Genomic DNA, 815 nt, shown 5'->3' on the forward strand with positions numbered 1-815 from the left:
TCAGTTCCCGCGCCACACGTCCGCCTGACAGCGATGTGTCGGCAACCAATGCCAGGTTCTTGCGACTGAAATCGTCGATAACAGCCAGAATGCGGAACCGGCGACCACAGATCAGGGCATCCGAGACAAAATCCAGGCTCCAGCGCTGCCCGGGTTCCTGAGGTATGGTCATGGGAGAACGTGTCCCCAGTGCCCTCTTGCGGCCACCCCGATGGCGGACTTTCAGACCTTCCTCCTGGTAAAGGCGGAATAGCTTCTTGTGATTGGGGCTGAATCCTTCCCGCGCCAGAAAATAACCCAGGCGGCGATAGCCAAAGCGACGTCGTTGGTCCGCCAGTTCCCGCAGGCGCTGGCGCAGGGCAGCATCGTCCGCTCCGGTAGAAACATACCGCGCGACACGCCTGGCAACACCAACAAGCGCACAGGCACGGCGTTCACTCAGGGCCAGAGCCTCCCGTATGTGTCGGACCGCCTGCCGTTTCGCGACAGGCGTTACCACTTTTTTCCAACGATTTCCTTTAGTGCCGCATTATCCAGCATGGCATCCGCCAGTAGACGTTTCAGGCGGCTGTTTTCATCCTCCAGCGCCTTCAGCCGTTTGGCTTCCGATATTTCAAGACCACCATAGCGGGTCTTCCACTTGTCAAACGTCGCATCACTGATCCCGTGTTTGCGGCAAAGATCAGAGACCTTCAGCCCAGCCTCCTGTTCCTTCAGGATCCCTATGATCTGCTCTTCCGTAAAGCGGCTGCGTTTCATCCGTCCGTATCCTTCTTGATCGGACTCTACTTTTAAATGGTTACATTTTCGGGGGG

General features: G+C 57.3%; 1 pseudogene. It reads right to left on the reverse strand.

Annotated features, from left to right (window positions below):
- Nucleotides 1-759: pseudogene (locus PY793_RS14100) on the reverse strand (IS3 family transposase); the annotation flags it as partial.
- Between the last annotated feature and the right edge of the window lie 56 nt (nt 760-815).

It is taken from the genome of Acetobacter fabarum (assembly GCF_029069195.1).
Lineage (GTDB): Bacteria > Pseudomonadota > Alphaproteobacteria > Acetobacterales > Acetobacteraceae > Acetobacter > Acetobacter fabarum_A.